Genomic DNA, 22,715 nt, shown 5'->3' with positions numbered 1-22,715 from the left:
AGAGCCAGAGCCAGAGCCAGTTCGTGCTGCAAACATGCCAGAGATCATTCCAAATGAATTTGGTGTGCCAGAAGACGATGATTGGCTGATTGAAGATGAGGCGTCTGAACCAGAAGCATTAGCGGAAACTGACTTAACACCAGAGCTAGTGACACCTGTCGCTGAACCGAAAGTTGAAGCTACACCACAAGCGGAAGTAGCAGAACAAGCTGAAGTTCTAGGACAAGAAAGCGCAGAAGAATTCTCGTTTGATGACTTCGAATTGCCAGAGTTTAATGAAGAAGATGCACTAGCGGAAGCTGATGCTGAATCAACACCAGAACCAGTAACGCCAGCTATTGATGCTCAACCAAGTGTTGAGCCTCAAACTGAAGCCCAAGTTATAGCTCAGGCGCAAGACGACGAAGAGTTTTCGTTTGATGATTTCGACTTACCAGAGTTTAGTGAAGAAGACGCACTAGCGGAAGCTGATGCTGAATCAACAACAGAGCCAGCAACGCCTGCTATATACTCTCAATCAAGTGTTGAATCGCAACCTACCGCTGAGCCTCAGTTAGATGCTGCACCACAAGTTGAAACTGCGAAACCAGAAAGCGAAGAAGAATTCTCGCTTGATGACTTCGAACTACCAGAGTTTGGTGAAGACGATGCGTTAGCGGAAGTGGTGAGTGAACCAGATGAAGCACAGTTAGAGCAAGACTTAGCGCCTGACACAGAGAAGTTCGAGTTCGATGACCTTGATCTTCCGGAGTACGATGAAGAAAGCGCAAAAGCAGACTCTGTTTTAGATGATATTGAGCAAAGCAATGCCGAGCCGGTGGCGGAAGCCCAAGGCGTAGAGTTCGATGAGTTTGATTTACCGGAATATGGTGAAGATGAAGCCATCTCTGATGCGTTTGCTGAGAAGCCAACACCACTGACTTCTTTCAGCCCACAAGGCGAAGAGCAAGATGCGTTGCATGATCTGTTCTCAAATCCGCAGAGCTATAGTCAGGCTGATGATTTCTCGAATGCTGAAGACTCTGAACCGGCTGGTTTTGCACAGCCAGAACAATCACTGAGCGCGGCTTCAGAGCCAAACTCAACGCCTGCAGCGGTTCAAGACGAGCCACTAGAAGGCTTTGATGACTTTGATGAGACAGCATTAGCTGAGTTGCTTTCTGAATATGTTCAAGACTCTGTCGACAACATGTTCGATAAGCCATTGGACGCAACTTCGATTGATAGCGCAGGGTTAGATATTGACGCCATGCTTGAAGTCGGCGGCGAAGACTGGAAAGGCTTTAACCTAGCGCCAGAACAACAATCGAGCATGCATAATGATGTGCCTGATGACCAACAAGAGATTTGGGCATCGGCTGAACAGCAAGCTGAACCGAAAATCAAAGAAGAGAATTGGGCTGAACAAGACAATCTAACCGAATCAGGCAACAGTCGTGATAAGCAGTACATGACGATTGATGAGCTAATGGCTCAAGTCGAGCAAGAAGGTGAAGAAGTCATTAATCCAGACGATGAAGAGCTTAAACTGGATGTGGGTCTTAACGAATTCCCTGATGTTATCGGTGATATTGGCAATTATGATGTCGACAGCAATGCAGAAGCTGCGGGTAAGCTTGATTTAGCCAAAATCTACATCGAGATGAGTGACTCGCAAGGGGCAATTAAGCTTCTAGAAGAGGCAATCGTTGACGGCAGCGATGATATTCGTCGAGAGGCAAAAAATCTTATCGATACGTTAAACGGTCGATAAATTTACAAATCAGAAAGGGTAGCGTTGGCTACCCTTTATTTTAAGGCGATACAGAGCGCTATCGTTTCATTTGGTTTTTCAACAGCATCGTCTCGGTCGATGCTGATTGTTTATTGAAGTTTTAGCCCCATCCTATTTGGGCTAGCACTGATTTCCGTATATAATTCTCGCCCATTTTCAAAGAGAACAAGAACATGAAAATTGCTTTAGGTATTGAATATAACGGTACCCACTACTTTGGTTGGCAGCGCCAACGAGACGTGAAAAGTGTCCAAGAAGAATTGGAAAAGGCTCTTTCAGTTGTCGCGAATCACCCTGTAGAAGTTATGTGCGCAGGTCGTACAGATGCCGGTGTTCACGGTACGGGACAAGTCGTTCACTTTGAAACTAATGTCGATCGTAAAATGGTGGCATGGACAATGGGCGCGAATGCCAACATGCCAAAAGATATTGCGGTTCGTTGGGCGACAGAAGTGAATGAGGATTTCCATGCTCGTTTCTCGGCTACTGCCCGCCGTTATCGCTACATTATCTTTAACCATGCACTACGCCCAGGCATTTTGAATTCAGGTGTGAGCCATTATCATGGTCATCTTGATGAGAAAAAAATGCATGAAGCGGGTCAGTACTTACTTGGTGAGAATGACTTCACTTCGTTTAGGGCAACACACTGTCAATCTCGTAGCCCATGGAGAAACATGATTCACTTGAACGTGACTCGTCATGGACACTACATTGTGATCGATATTAAAGCGAATGCGTTTGTTCACCACATGGTGAGGAATATTACGGGTAGCCTTATTGCCGTAGGTAAAGGTGAGCAGAAACCAGAGTGGATCCAGTGGCTTTTAGAAGCTAAAGATCGAAAAGTAGCCGGCGCAACTGCAAAAGCGGAAGGTTTGTATCTGGTGGATGTTGATTATCCTGAACATTTTGAGCTACCACGAGAGCCAATTGGTCCTCTATTTTTACCGGATAATTTGAACTAAATGTGAGACTTAGGTTCAAAAATTATTACGGTTTAGTGCGTAAGATAGTCCCAGAAAATAGGTACAACCAGTTTTTTATCTACAGTCGCTGTTTTATGTGCTTTAATTCCCACGCATAATTCCCAAATTTATTTCTTTCGCAATCAAGCGGAAGAATCGAAACAAAAAGGTCTTCCATGAGTTGGCTTGAAAAGATTTTAGAAAAAAGCAACATCGTAACATCTCGTAAAGCGTCTATCCCTGAGGGTGTTTGGACGAAATGTACTTCTTGTGAGCAGGTTCTGTACCATGCTGAACTAGAGCGTAACCTAGAAGTATGTCCAAAATGTGACCATCACATGCGCATGAAAGCACGTCGTCGTCTGGATACATTCCTAGACAAAGGTGAGCGTGTTGAACTAGGTGCTGATCTTGAGCCACAAGACAAGCTGAAGTTTAAAGACTCTAAGCGTTACAAAGAACGTATCTCTGCTGCTCAAAAGAACAGTGGTGAAACAGACGCATTAGTTGCAATGAAAGGCGAACTATTGGGTTTACCTATCGTAGCGTGTGCTTTTGAATTCTCATTCATGGGCGGCTCAATGGGTTCTGTTGTTGGTGCTCGTTTCGTGAAAGCGGTAGATGCTGCTATCGAGAACAACTGTGGTTTAGTGTGTTTCTCTGCAAGTGGTGGTGCTCGTATGCAAGAGGCATTGATGTCTCTAATGCAAATGGCGAAAACCAGTGCTGCGCTTGAGCGTTTATCTGCGAAAGGCCTACCGTTTGTTTCAGTTATGACTGATCCAACAATGGGTGGTGTTTCTGCAAGTTTGGCAATGCTTGGCGATATCAATATTGGTGAACCAAAAGCACTGATCGGTTTTGCTGGACGTCGTGTAATCGAACAAACGGTACGTGAAGACCTTCCTGAAGGTTTCCAACGCAGTGAGTTCCTACTAGACCACGGTGCTATCGACATGATTGTTGACCGTCGTGAGATGCGTCAGCGCGTTGCAAGCCTTGTTGCTAAAATGACCAACCAGCCTTCACCATTAGTAGTTTCTGTGAACGATTCACCGAATGAAGCTACTTATGAAGTACCAGAAGCGCCAGAAAAAGGGTAAAGTACCTTCTAACAAACCAACTTAATTATGGTTATGAGTTAGATGAGTCAACAACCTATTCCTCAAGCCACATCCTCTTTGGAGATGTGGCTTGATTATTTATCAAACATCCACACAAGCGCTATTGATCTTGGATTAGACCGAGTTCAGGCCGTCGCCTCTAAGGCAAACCTCACCAAACCTGCTCAACATGTTATTACTGTTGCCGGAACCAATGGCAAAGGCTCAACATGTGCACTGATGGAAGCGATTCTATTGGACGCTGGTTACTCAGTTGGTGTCTACAGCTCTCCTCACTTAATTCGCTATAACGAACGTGTTCGTATCAACGGCCAAGATCTATCTGATGAAAAGATGGTTCAGTCTTTCGATTTCATTGAGAAAGAGCGTGGCGAAATCAGCCTGAGTTTTTTCGAATATGGCACTTTAGCGGCGTTACGTGCATTTCAAACTGAAGCGGTTGATGTTGTGCTTTTAGAAGTGGGTTTAGGCGGGCGTTTAGACGCGACCAATATCGTTGAGCATGATGTTTCTGTGATTACTAGTTTGGCTGTCGACCATGTTGACTGGCTAGGTGATGACATCAATGTGATTGGTTTTGAGAAAGCGGGCATTTATCGTAGCGGTAAACCCGCTATCTGTGGTCAACCCAAGCCACCGGCTACGGTTGCAGCGCACGCTGATGACATTAAGGCTGAGTTCTACCAAGTCGGTATTCAATACACTTATGATGTTGACGGTGATACGTGGAACTGGCGCAGTGGTGCATTCCAACTAGAATCGCTACCTATTCCAAGCCTGCCGTTACCTAACGCTGCAACAGCGTTGATGGCATTGGGCACATCAGAGCTTAGTATTAGCGACGTGAACGTGGTTAACGGCATGAAGAATGCGCAGCTTCCTGGGCGTATGCAGCAAATTAGCGAACAACCGGTGATTGTGCTTGATGTAGCACACAACCCGCATTCTGCTGAGTACTTTGCGCAGCAAGTCGCGAAGAAGTATGCAGGCAAAAATTTACACGTTGTAGTCGCCATGCTTCATGACAAAGATATCCCCGCGACATTGGAAGTATTAGCTCCAATAACAACACATTGGTACCCAGCTTCGCTGAACGGCCCACGAGCCGCAACAGCCGCTGAATTGTGTCAAAGCTTACCTGAAGGTGTAGAGCGGTATTCAAACCCTGTTGTAGCGTTTGAAGCGGCTTTAGCTTCTGTTAAAGGTGACGATGTTGTGTTGGTTGTCGGTTCTTTCCATACAGTGGGTGAAGTGTTGGAGCATTGGCAGAAAAAAGGAAACTAAATGGCAAGTAAATTCCAAAGCCGGTTAGTCGGCACCATCATTTTAGTGGCCATTGGCGTGATTGTATTGCCCGATGTACTAGATGGTAAGAAGCTCCACTACAAAGAAGAGTTTGCAAGCATTCCAATTAAGCCTGAGCTTGATAGTAATGTTGAAGTGTTTGAAGTACTCGATCCCGTTGAAGATCAGATAGCGCTACCGGATTCTCCGGTTGAGCAAGTGGTTGAAAGTGGTCGTACTGATAATTCAAACACGCAAACCGCGTCTTCTTCTAATGATAAAGAAGCAGACAAAGTGGCAGTTGTGGTTAAGCCGGTACCTGAAAAAAATGAATACCAAGACAGTGCTTGGATTATTCAATTGATGGCTTTGAAGAATGCTGACAACGCAAAAAACGTTGTTAAGGATCTGCAAAAGCGCGGTTATCAGGCTCACACCAAGCAAGAAAAAACTTTTACGCGAGTAATTATTGGCCCGGATGTCTCTAAATCCAAACTTGAGCGACAAATTAAGGAATTAGAAAAAATTACGGGTTCAAAAGGCCAGTTGCTCAAATTTAAACCGTTAAATCCATAAGAAAACGTTTGCGTCAGCATTTTTTCTGTTAAAATGCGCGCCAACTTAAGATGAAGAATTCATGAATTGGTTAGATTTTGTCATTTTAGGCGTGATCGGCTTCTCTGCCGTGATCAGTTTAGTTCGTGGTTTCGCTAAAGAAGCCTTGTCACTCGTTATTTGGTTTGGAGCATTTTTTATTGCTAGCCAGTACTACGCTAAATTAGCGATGTACTTCACCAATATCGAAGATGAGATGTTTCGAAACGGAACTGCGATAGCAGCATTGTTTGTTGCAACGTTAGTTGTGGGTGCCTTAGTTAACTATGTCATCGGTCAACTAGTTCAGAAAACAGGCCTGTCAGGTACAGACAGAATCCTCGGTGTCGTCTTTGGTGGCTTACGTGGTGTTTTGATTGTTTCTGCAGTGTTGTTTTTCATGGATGCGTTTACTGCATTCCCAAGTTCTGAGTGGTGGAAGAATTCGCAATTGGTTCCAGAATTTAGTCGAATCATTGCGCCGTTCTTCGAGCATTTACAAGCAACATCTAGTTTCTTATCTGGCGCGCTCTAGCGCCAGTTAATGTCGAAAAATCGAGGATTAGGACATGTGTGGTATTGTTGGAATCGTGGGTTCAACACCTGTAAACCAGTCTATTTATGACGCTTTAACGGTATTGCAGCATCGTGGCCAAGATGCCGCTGGTATTTGTACCATAGAAAGCAATCGTTTCCGTCTGCGTAAGGCGAACGGTTTAGTAAAAGATGTTTTTGAAGCAAAACACATGCAGCGCCTACAAGGTGAAGTTGGTATTGGCCATGTTCGTTATCCTACTGCGGGTAGTTCAAGTGCGTCTGAAGCTCAGCCTTTCTACGTAAACTCTCCTTTTGGCATTACGTTGGCGCACAACGGTAACCTGACGAACGCAAACGAAGTTCGTGAGAAGTTGTTCGAAAAAGACCGTCGTCATGTAAACACAACCTCTGACTCTGAAGTTCTACTGAACGTATTAGCTCATGAGATCGATACTGTTAAAGGTAACGTAACTTCAGATGACGTTTTCCGCGCTGTGGCAAATGTGCATCGTACAATTCGTGGTGCTTACGCCGTAACGGCGATGATCATCGGCCACGGTATGATCGCATTCCGTGACCCACATGGTATTCGTCCATTGTGTCTTGGTAAGCGTGAAGTTCAAGGTAAAACAGAGTACATGGTTGCGTCTGAATCGGTAGCACTCGATGCTGTTGGTTTCGACTTCATGCGCGACGTAGCACCAGGTGAAGCTATCTACGCAACGTTTGACGGTGAGCTTTTCACTAAGCAATGTGCAGACAACCCACAACTAAACCCATGTATCTTTGAGTTTGTATACTTTGCACGCCCAGATTCATTCATCGACAAAATCTCGGTTTACAGCGCACGCGTTGAGATGGGTGAGATGCTTGGTATGCGTATTAAAGAAGAGTACGCAGACTTAGACATTGATGTGGTTATTCCAATCCCTGAAACATCAAACGATATTGCGCTACGAATCGCTCAAGCGATCAATAAGCCATACCGTCAAGGTTTCGTGAAAAACCGCTATGTTGGCCGCACATTCATCATGCCAGGTCAGCAACAACGTAAGAAGTCGGTTCGCCGTAAGCTCAACGCAATTCGCTCTGAGTTTAAAGGTAAGAACGTTCTTCTGGTTGACGATTCTATCGTTCGCGGCACAACATCAGAGCAGATCATTGAGATGGCTCGTGATTCGGGTGCTAACAAAGTCTTCATGGTTTCAGCAGCTCCAGAGGTTCGCTTCCCTAACGTTTACGGCATCGATATGCCGAGCGCAACTGAGCTGATTGCTCATGGTCGTGACAACGAAACGATTTGTAAGCAGATTGGCGCAGACGCTTTGATCTTCCAAACGCTACCAGACTTAATCTCTGCAGTAGGTATGGGCAACCAAGACATCTCTCGTTTTGATACTTCTGTATTTAACGGTGAGTATGTAACGGGCGATATTGACCAAGCGTACCTAGATTTCCTAGACTCTTTACGTAATGACGACTCAAAGGTTCAACGTGAGATTCAACAAGATCTTGCTAACTTAGAGTTACACAACGAAGGCGCTTAACTAGCGTTTCGTTAGTCATACAGAGTTTCGCTAGCGATAGAGAAAATAAAAAACCAGAGCATCGGCTCTGGTTTTTTGTTTATAGAGAAGGGGATTGACCTTAATGAATGTGGTATGCGATCACAAAATCAATAAACAATCTCACTTTCTCTGGTAGATGGTCTTTGTGGTTATAAAGCATGTAAATATCACGAGGGTTAGCGCTCCAGTCTTCTAAGACTTGCACTAAGCTGCCATCTTCAATGTATTCACGAATCATCACGTCAGGCATCAGGGTGATACCTAGGCCTTCTGAGCACGCTTGTCTTACGACATTAAGCGCATTGGCGTTGAAACGGCCTTTCTCGCTATTCACCACCGTCTCTTCATTCGAATTACTCAGCTGCCACTTAATCAGCGGGTAGCCTTTGAGTAGCGAATGGTTCGCTAGCTCTTCAGCATGGCTTGGAGCTGGGTTCTTCGCTAAGTACTCAGGGCTCGCGATAAGAATATCTTTGACTTCACTGATTTTTCGAGCGATTAGGCTTGAATCACGCTGAGGGCCGACTCGGAAAATTACGTCCCACTCCGTTGGATCCAGCTGATCCGCTTGGTTGTTCATCATCAGCTCAATATTGATATCAGGGTATTGAATCATGAATTCACTGAACATTGGCATCATCATGCGCTTGGTCAGGTTTGAGGGTGCCGTAATACGAATCTTACCGGAAGCGCCTTTGCACACGTCAGTTAACTCTTCTGCAGTAGAAGAGAGACGTTGCAACAGCGGAGAGCATTCATTGAAGAAACGTTCGCCTGCCTCTGTTAAAGAAAGTTTACGCGCGTGTCTATTGAGAAGCCTAAGGTTCAAAGAATCTTCTAAGGCTTGGATGCGTCGTGTGATGGTCGCAACCGGAATCATAGTCTTGCGCGATGTTGCGGTGTAGCTCCCATTTTCAACGACGAGTCGAAAGAGGTTTAAATCATCTAATTTCATAAATCCAGACACATTTGTTTACAATCTCATCTAATTTATACGTAACAGTGAGATCAATGTTTGCGTTACGTCAACTCGTTGCACTATTTACAAGTATTCCAACCCTCGTCACGAATTACCAGTAAAGAGTGCAAATTTGTGTATTTAGCATTTTATTACTAAGTTTTATATTAGTTCTTAGAACAGATAACAATAATAATTCGACTTAGTTTTGTGAGGTTATAGATTATGTACAAAACTCACAGTCAGCCAGTAATGACCTCGGCTCAGGAAGTAATTAACCAAAAATGCGTGATGTTGGTTGATGATGATCCTATTTTTCGCCGTATAACCAGCGCGTACCTAGACAAGGTCGGTTATAAAGTGGTTGAGGCTGAAAATGGACTGGACGCTTTGCAGAAACTTAGAGACTCAGCGCCAGATTTAATTGTGTGTGACTTATCAATGCCAATACTTGATGGCATAGAGCTTGTGGAAGAGCTCAGTTTAGAGTACCCGTCACTGCCTATGATCGTTGTGTCTGGCACTGATGATATGTCTGACGTGGCGAAAGCCTTGCGATTTGGTATTAAAGACTTCTTGGCGAAGCCGTTAGAGGATCACCGTCACCTAGGAAGTGCGATTGCGAATACATTGACAGATTCGTTCGATAACATTTCAGACCAACGAGATTTTTCGAGCCAATGGTTCTGTGTGGATGATGGGGGAGAGATCCCTGAAGACCAAGAACTGCATTGGCACCTGAATTACCTTCAAGATAACCCAAGCGCAGCAAAAGACTTACTCCATGCGCTGCTTCCAGAGAAAGATACGCGACAAGGCTCATGGCGTTGCAGTTACCGGTTACTGCAATCAACAGAGATGATGCCACTTGTGTTTGACTATGCGTGGATGATGAACGGGCAGTTTGCTTTTTACCTCGTCGATTCATCGTCGTCTGATAATGGCGGCTCCGCGACAACATTGTTAGTGAGAGCGCTGTTCCACGATTACATAAGAAACAGAAAAGATTTTAATGTTGATCTCAAAGATATTGCTGAAATCTTAGAGAAGGGGATTCGTTGCTCTAAATGCTCCACCCCAGTGAATGCCTTGTTTGGTGTTGCTGACCTTGCCGAGGGAACCATCTCCATTTTGCCTGCGGGTCTAGACGGGCAATGGTCGAATGGTGAATTGAATCAATATATTGCAGCAGGTGAGCGCTTGGGTGAGAACTGCAAGAAGAACTTTATTACGCGGGACCTTCCGATCGAACAGGGCTGCCAACTGTCGTTGAGCCTACTTGGAGCGGCAAGTTTTAGTTTAGACATACACCAAGGGTCTACTGATTAACCCTATATTTCCTCGGTTTTTGTGAATAATTGATTAAGGTATAGTTGCGCAAATGGTGTGACTATGCCTTTTTTGTTAAATGTCGATTTAGCAAAGCGGGTTTGGTTCGCCGGATACTTACCTTCACTAACAAAAACAAGAAGCAATCATGGCAGATAACAAAGACTTTCAAGACCCGTTTAATGTATTCTACTTTTTAGGATTTTTAGCCGCATTTTTAATGATTCCATTGCTACCAGCAACACTTACGTTGATCCGTGTATTCAATTGTTACGCAACATTCTAGTTAAGCTGTCGTCGCCGATTGGTGATAGCTAACTCAAGGAGGCCACAATTAGCGTTCGAGTTTTAAGCCTCAATATTGCTGGTGGCCTTTGTATATTTCTCGCAGTTCTAGGGATAGTTTTGCCCGTTCTGCCAACCACTCCTTTTCTCCTTCTTGCCAGCGCATGCTTCATGCGAAGCAATCCGAAAGTTCATAAATGGATGCATGAGCACAAAACGCTGGGTCCTTTGCTGAACAATTGGTATCAACACGGTGCCGTCACCAAACAAGTTAAAACGCGTGGCGTATTCTTTATCTTGTTGAGTTTTGCGTTATCCATCTACTTTGCCCCTATCATTTGGGTCAAGGCTTTCCTAATTTGTGTACTTGTTATTCTTCTCACATGGTTTATGCGACTTCCAACCCATGAGTTGGTTGCTGACAGCAAAGAAAATCACTACCATTAAGCCAGTGTGCCTGCTTGTATAGCGGGCGTTTATTATTTCAGCAATCAGAGTTATGACTCTCGTTGCAATGAATACCAATCGTACCTTTCCTTAATTCCGAGCGTTGATGTTTGATTCGTTAACGAGAGTTTGGAAAGCGGCCTAATGAAGTGCATAAGATTATGAACACAGAAAAAATCTCTCTGATCAAAGCAAGCATCAAAAGCATTCCTGATTACCCTAAAGCGGGTATTTTGTTCCGTGACGTAACAAGCTTGATGGAAGATCCAGTAGCTTACAAAGCGACTATCGACCTGCTAGCGGAAACATACAAGGACATGGGCTTTACTAAGATCGTTGGTACTGAAGCTCGTGGTTTCCTATTTGGTGCGCCTTTGGCACTTGAGCTAGGTGTTGGCTTCATTCCTGTTCGTAAGCCGGGCAAGCTGCCTCGTCAAACTGTGGCACAATCTTATGAGCTTGAGTACGGCACCGACACTCTAGAAATCCATACTGATGCTATCGTTGAAGGCGATAAAGTGTTGATGGTTGATGATTTGCTAGCAACGGGCGGTACGATTGAAGCAACAACAAAGTTGATTCGTCAGCTTGGTGGTGTGGTAGAACACGCTGCATTTGTTATTAACCTTCCAGAAATCGGTGGTGACAAGCGCTTACAAGGCTTAGGTCTAGAAGTGTTTAGCATCTGCGAATTCGACGGTCATTAATCCTTTTCGGAATTATTCATGAGCTATCTTGCGTTAGCGCGAAAATGGCGACCAACCAAATTCAAAGAAGTGGTTGGTCAAGCCCATGTTTTAACAGCATTAGAGAATGCCCTTAGCCAGAATAGGTTGCACCACGCATACCTGTTCAGCGGTACACGAGGTGTTGGTAAAACAACCATCGGTCGTTTGTTTGCTAAGGGACTCAACTGTGAAACAGGCATTACCTCAACACCTTGTGGTGAATGTGCAACCTGTAAAGAAATCGATGAAGGTCGCTTTGTTGACCTGCTCGAGATCGATGCGGCATCACGAACTAAGGTAGAAGATACCCGCGAGCTTCTGGACAATGTTCAGTACAAGCCTGCACGTGGTCGCTTCAAGGTTTACCTAATCGATGAAGTTCACATGCTTTCCAGGCACAGCTTTAACGCGCTTCTAAAGACCTTAGAAGAGCCGCCTGAGTATGTGAAATTCTTGCTCGCAACAACGGATCCACAGAAGCTTCCAGTAACGATCTTGTCGCGTTGTTTGCAGTTCCATCTTAAGCCGATCAGCGTTGATAATATTCACGAGCAGCTCGATCATATTCTTGAACAAGAAGATGTGACGTCTGAATCTCGTGCGCTTGGAATGATTGCTCATGCTGCTGATGGCAGTATGCGTGATGCGCTAAGCCTTACAGACCAAGCTATCGCATTGGGTAATGGCAATGTCGTAACAGATACTGTTGCTCACATGCTCGGAACACTGGATACCGACCAAGCTATCCACTTGCTTGAAGCGATTAGCAGTAAGCAGCTACAGCAAGCGATGGCGTGTATCCAAAGCCTTGCTGAGAACGGTGTCGAGTGGGATGGTTTGCTGAATCAGCTTGCGACTCAACTGCATCGTCTTGCGATGTTCCAAGCTTTGCCATCCACACTAGATAAGGCACAGCCTGACGCTGAGAAGCTTGAACTACTGAGCAAAGCGTTTAGCCCACAAGACATTCAACTCTACTACCAGATCGTATTGAAAGGTCGTGAAGACTTACCATTGTCGCCAACCGCTCGCGTTGGTATTGAGATGGTGGTTTTACGCATGTTGGCATTTAGACCAGCTGAACAAGCGGTTGCTACGGCAATCTCGACTCAGTCGGCAAGCCCAGCGCCAGTTCCAGCAGCTCAAGCTCAGAACGTTGCTCAGTCAGTGAGTCAACCTGCGCCAATGGCAGCTCCGAGACAGCCTCAGATGCAACAACAGGCGCCTCAACAGCAAGCTATGCAGCAGCCACCCGTGCAACAGACTCCAGCACAGTATTCAGATTCGCAAGGTTACGCTGAACATTCAGGCAACCAAGGTTATCCTGAGCAGGATTACCCGCATAGCCAGTATGACGCGCCTCCTGCTTATGATGAGCGTCCAAGCTACGGTGCAGAGCAGCCTCAGCAGCAACAAACGAATTATCAAAACCAGAGTCCGGTTCAACAGCCAAGCGCTGCACCTTCTGCTCCGCAAGAGCAGCCAGCGCGTGCAACTTCGCCTGTGAGTGGTTTACGCCACCAATTACGTTCTCAACGTAGAGGCAGTTCGGCAACAGAAAACAAAGGCTCGGCGCCAAAAAAGGCTAAAGCGACACCAGCTAAAACTTCAGTTCTTGATCGAGTTGCTCAGCAACACGGTGGTTCTGAGCGGGTGTCGCCAGCTTCTTTATCATCCTCTTCGACAGAAAATGTGACCAACGATAATGAACCTTATCGCTGGAAACCGTCTAAACCTGTAGTGAAAGAGGTGAGCAAAGAGCTTACACCTACTCAGATCAAGCGTGCGTTGGAGCATATTAAGACACCAGAAATGGTCGATAAATTGCTTCAAGAGTCGATTGCTCAAGATGAATGGTCAGCCACGATTCAAAAGCTAGAGACAGCCAAGCTTGTTGAACAGTTAGCATTGAACTCAGTGTTTGCTAAAAACGACACATCAATCACTTTAACGTTAAGAGCGAGCCAAGCTCATTTGAATACCGACCGTGCGCAGAGTGAGCTATTGCAGTCTCTCAATACTGTGCTTGGAGAAGAGTGTCATTTGAGTGTTGAAATCGGTGATGGTGGAGAAACGCCGCTAGAATTACGAGAACGACTGTATCAAGGTAAGTTGAAAGACGCGTTTACCGCTTTAGAAAACGATGCCAACGTACAGTTCATTGAAAGACGTTTTGCCGCTGAACTCGACAGAGACAGCGTTCGTCCTATCTAGAACGTTTTCTTGTTTAGTGACCGGCATATCATCCCAGATAAGCAAATCTGAGAACTGAACATCGAGGGGTTGAATCACACTGTTTTAACCCCCATTTAAGCTCGTATAGCTTAATTAATTTTAATAAACCAATTAGACCAGAGAGTATTAACATGTTTGGTAAAGGCGGTATGGGCAACATGATGAAGCAAGCCCAGCAAATGCAAGAGCGCATGCAAAAGCTTCAAGAAGAAATCGCAAATATGGAAGTTACAGGTGAGTCAGGTGCTGGCCTTGTAAAAGTAACGATCACTGGTAGCCACAGCGTTCGCCGTGTTGATATCGATGAAAGCCTAATGGAAGACGATAAAGAGATGCTTGAAGATCTTATCGCTGCTGCTTTCAACGATGCGGCTCGTCGCGTTGAAGAAACTCAAAAAGAGAAAATGGCTAGCGTAACTGGCGGAATGCAACTTCCACCAGGTATGAAGATGCCTTTCTAAGTAACTTATTCTTAAAGGTTAATTCAGGTGGTGGTTTGTGTTGAACAGGCTATTACTTGAACATTAGAACGGTTAAATATGCGTACCAGTCATATGCTGGAGCATTTGATGGAGGCCTTACGTTGTCTACCTGGGGTTGGCCCCAAGTCGGCGCAGCGTATGGCCTTTCATTTGTTACAGCGCGATAGAAAAGGCGGCCTACAGTTGGCTGAAGCTCTTAGCCAAGCAATGACCGAAATTGGTCACTGTAATGAGTGCCGTACTTTTACTGAAGAAGATACTTGCCACATTTGTACCAATCCTAAACGTCAGGAAAATGGTCAAATCTGTGTAGTAGAGAGCCCTGCAGACATTGCAGCTATCGAAGCAACTGGCCAATATTCAGGTCGTTACTTTGTATTGATGGGTCATCTTTCACCACTTGATGGTATTGGTCCAAGCGACATCGGTCTTGATGTTTTGGACTACCGCCTGCGTCGTGGTGATATCTCGGAAGTAATCCTAGCGACTAACCCAACAGTTGAAGGGGAAGCGACAGCGCATTACATTGCTGAGCTATGTAATGCCCATGAAGTGAACGCAAGCCGTATCGCTCATGGTGTTCCCGTTGGTGGTGAGCTAGAGCTGGTGGATGGCACCACGCTTTCGCACTCCTTACTCGGTCGTCATAAGATCTAAAAAAGCCGCTTGGTGAAGCATCACTAAGCGGCTTTTTCTTTTATTGCTTTAGACGTTTTTCAGCGCTTAATCTGAACCTCTTACCGCTTTGTATATCATCGCGCCAATCACGGCACCAATAATCGGTGCAATCCAGAATAGCCACAATTGCGAAACGGCCCAATCACCGACAAATACAGCCACGCCAGTACTTCGAGCAGGGTTCACTGAAGTATTGGTTACGGGAATACTGATAAGGTGAATCAAGGTCAAACAGAGACCAATTGCAATGGGTGCAAACCCAGCAGGGGCTTTCGAATCAGTCGCACCCATGATCACGAATAGGAACACCATGGTCATGACCACTTCACAGACCAGTGCAGCGGTCAGTGAATAGCCGCCCGGTGAGTGTTCACCGTAACCATTTGAAGCAAAGCCAGATGCCGCAGCGTCAAAGCCTGCTTGGCCTGAAGCAATCACAAATAACACACCACCCGCGATAATACCCCCAATGACCTGGGCTATAATGTAAGGTGCGACGTCTTTGGCATCAAAGCGACCACCGCTCCAAAGACCTATTGTAACAGCAGGGTTGAGATGACAGCCTGATATATGGCCAATAGCAAAAGCCATGGTGAGTACGGTTAAACCAAAGGCGAGGGAAACCCCGAGTAAGCCGATACCTACATCGGGAAAAGCAGCGGCCAAGACGGCACTACCACAACCTCCTAACACCAACCAAAACGTACCAAACATTTCTGCGATATACCTATTCATAACGATCCTTATTAATCTGTACCAGTATCAACAAGATAGTTTAGATTTCGAAGAATTGTGAAATCTTGTGTATATAGTTGAAAGAAAGAACAGAGAATCTTATGTAATCACTTCGAACTCGCACTAAAAATCGTTAAGGTCAGTCGTATTCTATCGCTATTTTAGCAAGCAGAGTGATCTGATAATTAGCCGTATTTGTGTAGTATTCGTTTTTATTTAAACTACGATGAGTTGATAAAAATTAAGTAAGTTCTACTTCTACCAACACCCCAAAGTGATCTGATACAACCGGATAAAAATCGTGATTAAAAATCACCTTATGCTGCTTTACCACTACAGGCTGATTACTAAGTACTAAATCAATGCGTAGCGCTTGGCTATTTTGCTCCCAACCATCAATGTTTTTAATGACAGTGGTTCCATCATCTTTGATTTCAGCAACTTCATAACAATCCATCAAACCGCGTTGTAATACGTAATCATAGCCTTCATTACGTATATGGCTTGGGTTGTTGAAATCGCCTAATAGAAAGCTCAACTCTGTTGGTAAAGTTGCCTTGATTCGGTCGAACTGATCCTCAAATGAGTTCTCTGAGTCATTCCACCAGCCACAATGACAATTATAAAGATTAAAATCACCCTGTTGAGAGGTCACTTTAATACGCACTGCTCGCCGATGTTTCCAAAAGCTCACATCATAGCTATCACTTAAATCAATGACCTCATGTTCGACAATCGGTAGTCGCGTTAAAAATGAGAGCCCCTCTTGATATACTTCATAACTTTGATGAACGAAATCCCACGTAAGTTGGTAGTGATGACCGTATTCCATGAGTTTTTTCTGTAATAAATAACCATAGTTATTCGCCAACACAGTGTGATTGGTTAATATATTGGCATCAACGGCCGGGCTATCTTGATGTTGATTCACTTCCTGTAATGCAACCACATCGCACCCTTGCTCGATAATGGCTTGCGCGACCACATCTAACTTTTCTAGCTGTTTTTCTTCTTGCCAACTGTGGGTATTTAGTGTCATTAACTTCATTATTATTCACTTATTTATTCTAGTGAGATAAAACGCAGCGCAAGGCTGCGTTTCTCGAGGTTATTTGATCTAAAAAGAATTACGCAGGTTGTGCTGAATATTTCTCTATTAACTTAGATTTAATAACATCCACCCCAGGGCCATAAATAACTTGTACACCCTGTTCTTTAATCACAGCACCAAGAGCCCCTGTCGGCTTCCATGACGCATATTCAGCAACCAACTTCGGATCATTAACTGTAATACGCAAGCGAGTCATACAAGCATCAATCTCAGCAATATTGGCACGGCCACCTAAATTCTGAATAATAATGTTCATCTTCTCATCTTCTGACATCGATTCTGAGCTTTCATCCAGGTAGTTACCCATACGACCCGGTGTTGGTAACTTCAATTTCACGATTAGGAAGCGGAACAATCCATAGTTAACCACAAAGAAAACAATAGAAACTAATGCAAAGCGAACCAGATCACCACCGATGCCCGCTGAAACCATCATAGGTATACGAGTGAGTAACTCAATCAAACCAAAGGCATGTACACGTAGGTCCATCACATCGACCAACGCAAATGCAACTCCTGTTAACACAGCATGTGCAACATACAAAACGGGAGCGATAAACATAAACATGAATTCAATAGGCTCAGTTACACCGGTTAATAACACAGCAAGACAGGCAGATAAGAACATTGGCTTATATTGTGCGCGCTTATCACTATCAACACAGTGATACATCGCAAGTCCAATACCAATCAATGAAGAGGCTGCGATAATAACTTGGCCTGCTTTAAAGCGTGCTGGGTGCACCGTATCTAACAGGTGTTGGTAAGTTGTCGGATCGCTTAATTTAAGATTATTTAAATCGCTGACCCAAGCAAGCCATAATGGATCTTGACCATAAACACTTGAGCCCGCATTCATCCCAGTCAAAAGCTCATAAGTACCACCCAACTCGGTGTAATTCATTGGAATAGTTAAAGTGTGGTGTAAACCAAATGGCAGTAATAAACGCTCTAACGTACCATACAAGAAAGGAGCAGTGATCGGCGCAGTGTCTTTAGAGGTAGCAATCCATTGACCAAAATCATTAAGCGCACCTTGAATTAAAGGCCATATTACAGATAAACCAAACGCAATAATCAGCGAATAGAAAATAACAACAAAAGGTACAAAACGCTTACCGTTGAAAAATGCTAATGCCTGAGGTAAGCGAGCGAAGTCATGATAGCGGTTAAATAAGTTGGCACCTAAATAGCCAGACATAATACCGATAAACACACCCATATTTAGGGCAGGAGCACCCAAAATATTCGTGAAGAATTGAGAGACAGGTAACTCAGAACCAAATAGGCTCATCACAACCGCTTCTGGGTCACTGAGCATAGCGTTATCCACGCCCAATATAACCCCAGTGATACGGTTGATTAAGATGAAGGCAATTAGCGCGGCAAATGCGCCACCTGCACGCTCTTTTGCCCACGAGCCACCAATCGCGACCGCAAATAATAGGTGAAGGTTAACAATGATCCCCCAACCTATGTTTTCCATTATAGCGCCTAGTGTTTCAATGGCACCAAACCCACCCGCATACATTGCGACCACTTTACCTAGTGATATCATGATACCAGCGGCAGGCATCACCGCGATAACAACGATAAGGGACTTCCCAAATCGTTGCCAAAAATCAAACGATAGTAACTTACTCATAAATAGTTCCTTGATTTAAATACAGGCTAACGTTATCAGCGCCTAGCCATAAATATAATTTAGTGCTTTCTTGCAAATATATACGCGGCATAAGCGGGGGCTATTTGCGTTGTTATAAAATCTGAGCGAACGTGTTCATTGTTAATATTCTGATTATCAAGCATTAACTCGCCTAATTGGGTGCAGTCGATATCAACAACGCTCTCTTGTGGACTTAAATTGGTAATAATGGTCCATGTCATATCTTGAGCAACACGTTGATAAACATAGATATTAGGATCGTTAGCTAGCAGTAATTGATAACGGCCAACCACTAAGCTTTCATGTGACTTGCGCAAAGCAATCAACTGCTTATAGAAACCTAAGATCGAATTTGGATCTTGCTGTTGTTGCTCAACATTGATATCTGCATACTGTTGATTCACCGAGAACCAAGGTTGCACCTCAGAAAAACCGGCAAAATCCTGGTCATTCCATTGCATTGGCAAGCGACTGTGGTCGCGGGATACTTGATTTAACAAGGCTAAGATATCGGCATCGCTCTGACCTTGTTGCGATAGCTTTTGAATTAAATTTCTCGCAGACACATCGTTAAATTCGTCAAGAGAAGTAAACTGATGATTTACCATACCAATCTCTTGGCCCTGATAAATAAATGGAGTTCCTTTCATCAAGAAATAACAACTCGCTAACGCGGTAGCACTGGCATACCTAGAGTTAGGATCGGCAAAAGTATCAATACTACGAGCTTGATCGTGGTTTTCTAAATAAAGCGCATTCCAGCCTTTACCTTCTAAGGCATCTTGCCAACGCGATAAAATGCGTTTGAACGCCACGAGATCGAAATTCTCGTTGCTTTGTTCTTCCGACCATAGCTTCATGTGTTCAAACTGAAAAATCATGTTAAAAACACCACCTTGATCGTGCTCGGTCGCTTCAGCAACCCAAGGCAATGCGTTGTCGGCCGTCACCCCATTGGCCTCACCAACGGTCACGATATCAAAAGGCGAAAACGCCTGCTCTTTTAACTCATACAGATGTTTTTCAATCCCTGCCACATTCATATGATAATCGAATGAAGAGACATAGTTTTCACCCTTTGGATTGGGTAAAGAGGGTAAACCAGCTTGTTTTTGAATATGGCTAATTGCATCGACACGGAAACCATCAATACCTCGTTCCAACCACCAATGAATCATTTTAAATAGTGCTTGTTTAACTTCAGGGTTTTCCCAATTAAGATCTGGCTGTTTTTTAGAAAATAGGTGCAAATAATATTGTGCAGTTTTGTCATCATATTCCCATGCACTACCATGAAAAATACTTTCCCAGTTATTTGGTTCGCAAGTCGGCTTTTCAGCTGTAGGCTCACAACCATCACGCCAAATATACCAATCACGCTTAGGGCTATCTTTGTTATCTCGCGATTCGATGAACCATGGATGCTCATCGCTAGTGTGGTTTATCACTAAATCCATAATAATGCGAATGCCACGTTCATGAGCAGCAGTGATTAATTTATCCACATCCTCAAGGGTTCCAAAGTCAGGATGAATCGCTTGATAGTCACTGATATCGTAACCGTTATCATCATTCGGTGATGCGTAGAATGGGCAGATCCATATTAAATCAATGCCCAAATCAGCAAGATAATCTAGCTTAGCAATGATCCCATTGATGTCACCAATACCGTCCTGGTTTGTATCATAAAAACTACGGGGATAAATTTGGTAGGCAGTTGCTTTCTTCCACCACGCGAGTGGTTTTGAGTGTAGATTATTAGCGAGTGTCATCGGTTATACTATGTGTGTTATCGTTAACACATAGTGTTAAATGGAACCTATTTGGACTCAATACAATTTCAGAGAAACTGTGAACTTTCTCTCATTCTTATGTCGAATGTGCCTTCAACGGAACTGAAATCGCGCTTGAGCAATTTTTTGACAGCTTGGTAGCCCACTTGATAGTAGTTAAAAGCGACAGTAGTCAGGCTTGGGACTAACAAATCGCTGTAGTCATAGTCACCCATGCCTACAATCCATAAGTTATGACCAATCTTGAGTTGCTGTTCTTTGGCGCGACGATATAAACGAATAGCAATATTATCGGTGGCACAAAAGTAGACATGATTAGGCTGTAATTGAATTGCCTGGTAGCCGGCTTTGTCCTCCGAGTTGGCTAGAGCTTGTAGTGAAAAATTCAACTCAGGGACGGTGTCAGTAATGGTGGCTTGCATCAACTTAGTGCGGCTGGAAAGCATACGCTCATCATAAATATAATGTACGGCTGCCAGCGGTGCCTGCTGTTGTTTTAACTGAGTGATGGTTTGGGAAACGAGTGCTTTAATTGCAGCATGGTCGGGGTAATATAAACAGCAATGGTGGGGGGTGTTTTTACCAATAAATAACACATTGTCTAAGGTTTGATAAAACGTCTCTTCGACACTGTGCTTTGAAGCAATAATAATAGTGCCCAATGCATTTAAGCCATTAAACTCTCTCACAGCTTGGCATTCTGACTCATGGTTAAACCCTGAGGCATGAAAAAGCATTCGTACTTGTGATTCATTGGCAGCCGCCAGTGCCCCTTTGATTACTAAACTAGTTGTATATGACTCAATGCGAGGAGCAACGAAACCAATAATATTAGATTGGCTACGAATGGAACGAGCAAATATATTAGGGGTATAATGATTTTCTTTGACGATAGCATCAATTTTAAGGCGATTTTCAGCCGAGACATAACCGTCATTAAAGTAACGTGACACGGTCATTGTTGAAATTCCAAGCTGTCTTGAAATCTCCGCCATGGTCATTTTTTTACTCATCACATTTTCCTTCCATAATGTATTATTGCCATATTATCCAATATATTGGCTGACAACAAAGTAAATAAAAACGCTACCTGATGATATACACATAGTACTTCAAGTTTATAAGATATTGTCCACTTCTTGACCTGAACTGAATACCCGTAGTTACGGCCTTGCTCGCTCAGGTCTTCATTGCAACGACTGCTAATTTAAAAATGGGCAGGAGATATCACCGACGTAGCTACAAACAAATATTGGCTATAATTAGTTGCCATTATTGACCTTTATTCAAGGCAAGTTATTGGTTGGTTTATGGGTACGAGAATAAAGGCCTCATTGATCTGTGATGTCTTATCGATGGCTTTATTTCGCCGAGAGTTTCCTGAAACGGTTATTACTCATAGCGAGGTAGTCAGTATTGTTTGAAAGACTATTGAGGCCTCATAAGCACCTATAACCTAAAGCAAAGTATGAGTAGGAAAAGAAATTGCTGGGATATAGAAAAGGGCTAATACGCTTAGGTAATAGCTTCTAACTCGATCAGGTTATCAAGGGCTTCTTGGTCGGTTTTACCACAAATGACAGGGCAAGCTTTGAATTGGTGACATACCTTCGGGCGTGAAGGTTGACCAAATAATTTGCAGAGATCTTGCTCATTTAATTGGATGCAGCGTACCCCAGCAGGCTTACCATTAGGCATTCCAGGAATAGCAGATGTAATACTTGGAGCGATACAGCATGCTCCACAACCTAGGCGACATTCCATCAAATTAAACTCACTAAATAACAGGGTGCGCGATAGTAGCAAAAAATGATGAGAGTGACAGCTGTTGATTGAATCAAAGAATGAACAATTATTATCCTTGAACTTTTTATGGGCTAGCGGTATAACACGCACCCCAGTAAAAGAGTAAGAAGTAATCCTATGACGAATCCATTTTGGCAAGAAAAGACACTAGAACAGATGACCGAGAATGAGTGGGAATCACTTTGCGACGGTTGTGGTAAGTGCTGCCTACATAAACTAATGGATGAAGATAGCGATGAAGTTTACTACACCAATGTGGCGTGTAGCTGGTTAAACGACAAAACATGTTCGTGTAAAGATTACCCGAACCGCTTCACTTCAGGTGAAGAGTGTTTGAAGCTGACTCGTGACAAGATCGATGAGTTTCACTGGCTACCAGACACTTGTGCTTACCGCCTTTTATCAGAATCTAAGCCGATTCCTGAATGGCACCCGTTGATCACCGGATCAAAAACAGAGATGCATGCAGCAGGTGAAAGCGTTCGTAACAAAGTGGTATACGAAATCGATGTTGTCGATTGGGAAGATCACATCTTGAACCACCCGAACCGCTAGTTAACGAAGACTAGTCAATCACCCGAATAAAAAAAGGCTCACATTTCTGTGAGCCTTT

General features: G+C 44.0%; 22 protein-coding genes and 1 pseudogene. 16 read left to right on the top strand and 7 right to left on the bottom strand.

What is annotated here, in order from left to right; genetic code table 11:
* The 7 genes from AB4138_RS04835 to purF all read left to right on the top strand — a co-directional run.
* Window positions 1–1,753 (top strand): FimV/HubP family polar landmark protein (locus AB4138_RS04835; protein ID WP_372305157.1); only part of this gene is annotated, 1,753 nt, incomplete at its 5' end.
* Window positions 1,754–1,947: 194 nt separating this feature from the next.
* Window positions 1,948–2,742: a tRNA pseudouridine(38-40) synthase TruA gene (gene truA / locus AB4138_RS04830; protein WP_004734161.1), complete on the top strand. Its 795-nt coding sequence runs from the start codon at window positions 1,948–1,950 to the stop codon at window positions 2,740–2,742.
* Window positions 2,743–2,918: 176 nt separating this feature from the next.
* The gene (gene accD / locus AB4138_RS04825; protein ID WP_017062348.1) at window positions 2,919–3,845 is read left to right on the top strand and encodes an acetyl-CoA carboxylase, carboxyltransferase subunit beta; all 927 of its coding nucleotides are present in this window, start codon (window positions 2,919–2,921) and stop codon (window positions 3,843–3,845) included.
* 42 nt (window positions 3,846–3,887) lie between these two features.
* A complete protein-coding gene (folC, locus tag AB4138_RS04820) occupies window positions 3,888–5,150 on the top strand; it encodes a bifunctional tetrahydrofolate synthase/dihydrofolate synthase (RefSeq protein ID WP_017062347.1) in 1,263 nt (420 codons plus the stop codon).
* Window positions 5,151–5,726: an SPOR domain-containing protein gene (locus AB4138_RS04815; RefSeq protein WP_017063432.1), complete on the top strand. Its 576-nt coding sequence runs from the start codon at window positions 5,151–5,153 to the stop codon at window positions 5,724–5,726.
* Window positions 5,727–5,787: 61 nt separating this feature from the next.
* Entirely contained in the window at window positions 5,788–6,279 is a 492-nt protein-coding gene (locus AB4138_RS04810) for a CvpA family protein (RefSeq protein WP_009848678.1), read from the top strand.
* A 34-nt stretch (window positions 6,280–6,313) separates the two neighbouring features.
* Window positions 6,314–7,828, top strand: coding sequence for an amidophosphoribosyltransferase (purF, locus tag AB4138_RS04805; RefSeq protein WP_136978829.1), 1,515 nt, complete (start codon window positions 6,314–6,316; stop codon window positions 7,826–7,828).
* Window positions 7,829–7,928: 100 nt separating this feature from the next.
* On the opposite strand, the gene AB4138_RS04800 is transcribed toward purF, so the two are convergent.
* Complete coding sequence (locus tag AB4138_RS04800; protein ID WP_017062344.1) at window positions 7,929–8,804, bottom strand: LysR family transcriptional regulator; 876 nt, start codon at window positions 8,802–8,804, stop codon at window positions 7,929–7,931.
* 228 nt (window positions 8,805–9,032) lie between these two features.
* Here AB4138_RS04800 and AB4138_RS04795 point away from each other — a divergent pair, with 228 nt between their 5' ends.
* The 7 genes from AB4138_RS04795 to recR all read left to right on the top strand — a co-directional run bounded on the left by AB4138_RS04795 (window position 9,033) and on the right by recR (window position 14,970).
* On the top strand, window positions 9,033–10,136 hold the full coding sequence (locus tag AB4138_RS04795; protein WP_102332530.1) for a response regulator: 1,104 nt from the start codon (window positions 9,033–9,035) through the stop codon (window positions 10,134–10,136).
* 148 nt (window positions 10,137–10,284) lie between these two features.
* Window positions 10,285–10,422: a hypothetical protein gene (locus AB4138_RS04790; protein ID WP_372305154.1), complete on the top strand. Its 138-nt coding sequence runs from the start codon at window positions 10,285–10,287 to the stop codon at window positions 10,420–10,422.
* Between the two features lie 74 nt (window positions 10,423–10,496).
* Window positions 10,497–10,868 (top strand): YbaN family protein, encoded by a 372-nt coding sequence (locus AB4138_RS04785; protein ID WP_029225617.1) that lies wholly within the window; start codon window positions 10,497–10,499, stop codon window positions 10,866–10,868.
* Between the two features lie 161 nt (window positions 10,869–11,029).
* Window positions 11,030–11,575 carry an adenine phosphoribosyltransferase gene (apt, locus tag AB4138_RS04780; RefSeq protein ID WP_017062340.1) on the top strand — a complete coding sequence of 182 codons (546 nt, stop codon included), beginning with the start codon at window positions 11,030–11,032 and terminating at the stop codon, window positions 11,573–11,575.
* 18 nt (window positions 11,576–11,593) lie between these two features.
* Entirely contained in the window at window positions 11,594–13,810 is a 2,217-nt protein-coding gene (gene dnaX / locus AB4138_RS04775) for a DNA polymerase III subunit gamma/tau (RefSeq protein ID WP_372305151.1), read from the top strand.
* A 152-nt stretch (window positions 13,811–13,962) separates the two neighbouring features.
* On the top strand, window positions 13,963–14,292 hold the full coding sequence (locus tag AB4138_RS04770) for a YbaB/EbfC family nucleoid-associated protein (protein WP_017062338.1): 330 nt from the start codon (window positions 13,963–13,965) through the stop codon (window positions 14,290–14,292).
* Between the two features lie 78 nt (window positions 14,293–14,370).
* Window positions 14,371–14,970 (top strand): recombination mediator RecR, encoded by a 600-nt coding sequence (gene recR, locus AB4138_RS04765; RefSeq protein ID WP_019823189.1) that lies wholly within the window; start codon window positions 14,371–14,373, stop codon window positions 14,968–14,970.
* Window positions 14,971–15,036: 66 nt separating this feature from the next.
* Here recR and aqpZ read toward each other — a convergent pair whose 3' ends face one another.
* The 5 genes from aqpZ to AB4138_RS04740 form a co-directional block, all read right to left on the bottom strand.
* Entirely contained in the window at window positions 15,037–15,726 is a 690-nt protein-coding gene (gene aqpZ / locus AB4138_RS04760) for an aquaporin Z (RefSeq protein WP_017099207.1), read from the bottom strand.
* A gap of 241 nt (window positions 15,727–15,967) precedes the next feature.
* Window positions 15,968–16,774, bottom strand: coding sequence for an endonuclease/exonuclease/phosphatase family protein (locus AB4138_RS04755; protein WP_170962780.1), 807 nt, complete (start codon window positions 16,772–16,774; stop codon window positions 15,968–15,970).
* A 79-nt stretch (window positions 16,775–16,853) separates the two neighbouring features.
* Window positions 16,854–18,482, bottom strand: coding sequence for a PTS transporter subunit IIBC (locus AB4138_RS04750; RefSeq protein WP_017070319.1), 1,629 nt, complete (start codon window positions 18,480–18,482; stop codon window positions 16,854–16,856).
* A gap of 59 nt (window positions 18,483–18,541) precedes the next feature.
* The gene (locus AB4138_RS04745; RefSeq protein ID WP_102320046.1) at window positions 18,542–20,275 is read right to left on the bottom strand and encodes an alpha-glucosidase; all 1,734 of its coding nucleotides are present in this window, start codon (window positions 20,273–20,275) and stop codon (window positions 18,542–18,544) included.
* A gap of 68 nt (window positions 20,276–20,343) precedes the next feature.
* Window positions 20,344–21,309 (bottom strand): LacI family DNA-binding transcriptional regulator, encoded by a 966-nt coding sequence (locus tag AB4138_RS04740; protein WP_017070321.1) that lies wholly within the window; start codon window positions 21,307–21,309, stop codon window positions 20,344–20,346.
* A 140-nt stretch (window positions 21,310–21,449) separates the two neighbouring features.
* Here AB4138_RS04740 and AB4138_RS04735 point away from each other — a divergent pair.
* Window positions 21,450–21,791 (top strand): annotated as a pseudogene (locus AB4138_RS04735) (DDE-type integrase/transposase/recombinase); the annotation flags it as partial.
* Window positions 21,792–21,811: 20 nt separating this feature from the next.
* Here the strand turns inward: AB4138_RS04735 and AB4138_RS04730 are convergent.
* Window positions 21,812–22,060 (bottom strand): YkgJ family cysteine cluster protein, encoded by a 249-nt coding sequence (locus AB4138_RS04730; protein ID WP_017059389.1) that lies wholly within the window; start codon window positions 22,058–22,060, stop codon window positions 21,812–21,814.
* A 159-nt stretch (window positions 22,061–22,219) separates the two neighbouring features.
* Between AB4138_RS04730 and AB4138_RS04725 the strand changes: the two genes are divergently transcribed.
* Entirely contained in the window at window positions 22,220–22,657 is a 438-nt protein-coding gene (locus tag AB4138_RS04725) for a YcgN family cysteine cluster protein (protein ID WP_017059388.1), read from the top strand.
* The last annotated feature ends 58 nt before the right edge of the window (window positions 22,658–22,715 follow it).

This window comes from Vibrio sp. 10N.286.52.C3 (genome assembly GCF_041468865.1).
Taxonomy (GTDB): Bacteria; Pseudomonadota; Gammaproteobacteria; order Enterobacterales; family Vibrionaceae; genus Vibrio; species Vibrio crassostreae_C.
Note: the sequence above shows the minus strand (reverse complement) of the source record. Positions and strands in the feature narration are given on the sequence as shown.

Coding starts and splice junctions, on each gene's coding strand:
- folC (WP_017062347.1), top strand. CDS start 3,888: ATGAGTCAACAACCTATTCCTCAAGCCACATCCTCTTTGGAGATGTGG.
- accD (WP_017062348.1), top strand. CDS start 2,919: ATGAGTTGGCTTGAAAAGATTTTAGAAAAAAGCAACATCGTAACATCT.
- purF (WP_136978829.1), top strand. CDS start 6,314: ATGTGTGGTATTGTTGGAATCGTGGGTTCAACACCTGTAAACCAGTCT.
- AB4138_RS04815 (WP_017063432.1), top strand. CDS start 5,151: ATGGCAAGTAAATTCCAAAGCCGGTTAGTCGGCACCATCATTTTAGTG.
- AB4138_RS04745 (WP_102320046.1), bottom strand. CDS start 20,275: ATGACACTCGCTAATAATCTACACTCAAAACCACTCGCGTGGTGGAAG.
- AB4138_RS04755 (WP_170962780.1), bottom strand. CDS start 16,774: ATGAAGTTAATGACACTAAATACCCACAGTTGGCAAGAAGAAAAACAG.
- apt (WP_017062340.1), top strand. CDS start 11,030: ATGAACACAGAAAAAATCTCTCTGATCAAAGCAAGCATCAAAAGCATT.
- AB4138_RS04790 (WP_372305154.1), top strand. CDS start 10,285: ATGGCAGATAACAAAGACTTTCAAGACCCGTTTAATGTATTCTACTTT.
- recR (WP_019823189.1), top strand. CDS start 14,371: ATGCGTACCAGTCATATGCTGGAGCATTTGATGGAGGCCTTACGTTGT.
- AB4138_RS04725 (WP_017059388.1), top strand. CDS start 22,220: ATGACGAATCCATTTTGGCAAGAAAAGACACTAGAACAGATGACCGAG.
- AB4138_RS04770 (WP_017062338.1), top strand. CDS start 13,963: ATGTTTGGTAAAGGCGGTATGGGCAACATGATGAAGCAAGCCCAGCAA.
- truA (WP_004734161.1), top strand. CDS start 1,948: ATGAAAATTGCTTTAGGTATTGAATATAACGGTACCCACTACTTTGGT.
- AB4138_RS04730 (WP_017059389.1), bottom strand. CDS start 22,060: ATGGAATGTCGCCTAGGTTGTGGAGCATGCTGTATCGCTCCAAGTATT.
- aqpZ (WP_017099207.1), bottom strand. CDS start 15,726: ATGAATAGGTATATCGCAGAAATGTTTGGTACGTTTTGGTTGGTGTTA.
- AB4138_RS04740 (WP_017070321.1), bottom strand. CDS start 21,309: ATGAGTAAAAAAATGACCATGGCGGAGATTTCAAGACAGCTTGGAATT.
- AB4138_RS04800 (WP_017062344.1), bottom strand. CDS start 8,804: ATGAAATTAGATGATTTAAACCTCTTTCGACTCGTCGTTGAAAATGGG.
- AB4138_RS04810 (WP_009848678.1), top strand. CDS start 5,788: ATGAATTGGTTAGATTTTGTCATTTTAGGCGTGATCGGCTTCTCTGCC.
- AB4138_RS04750 (WP_017070319.1), bottom strand. CDS start 18,482: ATGAGTAAGTTACTATCGTTTGATTTTTGGCAACGATTTGGGAAGTCC.
- dnaX (WP_372305151.1), top strand. CDS start 11,594: ATGAGCTATCTTGCGTTAGCGCGAAAATGGCGACCAACCAAATTCAAA.
- AB4138_RS04795 (WP_102332530.1), top strand. CDS start 9,033: ATGTACAAAACTCACAGTCAGCCAGTAATGACCTCGGCTCAGGAAGTA.